Origin of the sequence: Kamptonema formosum PCC 6407, assembly GCF_000332155.1 — a bacterium.
Lineage (GTDB): Bacteria > Cyanobacteriota > Cyanobacteriia > Cyanobacteriales > Microcoleaceae > Kamptonema > Kamptonema formosum.
Window position 1 is genome coordinate 1,295,189 of record NZ_KB235903.1, and the last position, 1,422, is coordinate 1,296,610.

1 protein-coding gene and 1 pseudogene are annotated in these 1,422 nt (G+C 39.5%); one reads left to right on the forward strand and one right to left on the reverse strand.

What is annotated here, in order from left to right; genetic code table 11:
- Positions 1–692, forward strand: a pseudogene (locus tag OSCIL6407_RS37035) (IS1634 family transposase); the annotation flags it as partial.
- Positions 693–1,077: 385 nt separating this feature from the next.
- Here OSCIL6407_RS37035 and OSCIL6407_RS0110545 read toward each other — a convergent pair.
- Positions 1,078–1,422 (reverse strand): WCX domain-containing protein (locus tag OSCIL6407_RS0110545; protein ID WP_019487203.1); only part of this gene is annotated, 345 nt, incomplete at its 5' end.

Below are 1,422 nucleotides of genomic sequence, written 5' to 3' on the forward strand. Positions count from 1 at the left end.
GCCTCATTGCGTAAGATATTCAAACAAGAGTTTGCTTGTATTGCCGATGCAGATATGGCAATAAAACGGTTATCAGAGTCTTGGAAATATCACCAGCTTGCCGAAATTGAATACCGAGAAAAGCCCGTAAAAAAACGAAAATCAAGCCGAAAATAGAGAGCCAGACCAAGACAATAGTTTATCAAGTTACAGGTAAAATAGAAACCCAAAAATCAGTAATAGAAGCGGAAAAAGTCAAAGCTGGGAGATTTATATTAGCCACGAATATCTTAGACACAAAATCCGTGAGTAATCAACAGGTATTATCGGAATACAAAGCGCAGCAAAGTAACGAGAGAGGATTTAGATTTATCAAAGATCCGTTATTTTTTACGTCAAGCGTATTTGTGAAAAAGCCGGAGCGAGTGGAAGCAATTGGAATGATAATGGGACTGTGCTTGTTAGTGTATAACCTAGCTCAAAGAAAATTGAGACAACAATTAGAAGTCACCAATGAGGGGGTAAAAAATCAAGTGAAGAAATTAACCAATAAGCCGACAATGCGCTGGATATTTCAGATGTTTCAGGCGGTGCATTTAGTGACTATAAATGGAGAGAAGCAAGTCAGCAATTTAACCCCAGACCGTCAAGTTGTATTAAAGCATTTAGGGCAGTATTGCTGTCAATACTATTTAATATTTTCAAGTGGATGATGATTGGTATTAAGGTATAAATATTTGTAAATAATCCTCATTTATGAGTCAAGATAATTTGCTCTTGGCATGAGTTGACTTGGTTGAAAAGATGAGTTGAAGTGATAAAATAGCGACATGAATATATTAGAAAAAGTCAATTTTTTCAACTTACTTAATCTAGGTAAATTTGACAGGCTCCTGTAACGCTAAAACCGCATAAGTTCAACCCAAAAGCATATTGGCTCCAAGCTTTCACAACTGATAAAAAAATCCAAGCCACATCTGCGGAATGTGGGTTTCAAGATTGGGAGTCTCTCTAATAGTTTAATAGCCGGGAGGTTAATTTCCCGGCTATTTACGTACTCATTTGCGGCCTTGGAGATAGGTGCGATCGCGTTTGGGGCTAATAGCGGATTTCTAGGCCGTATTGTTGGCAGAGGACTTTGAGTTCTTCTCGGAAGCGATCGCGCACATTTTGGGGCGAGACAATTTCGCAATCTTTGCCATAGCGCAAGATTTCTCGGAAAAACCAAAAGGTATTTGATACTTTTCTGACCACTCGCCGGACTTGCGGGGTGTCTGCTAACCATTCATTGAAGATATCTTGACCTGTTTTTGTTTTGTAGGCAAAAGCTAAACCTCTGAATAGGTGCATTTCTACCTCGATTTGAGCTAGATTGGGCAACCATTTTCTGTCAATGGGTGCGATCGCAGATTCGGGTGGAATGCGATCTAAACGGAAGCAGCG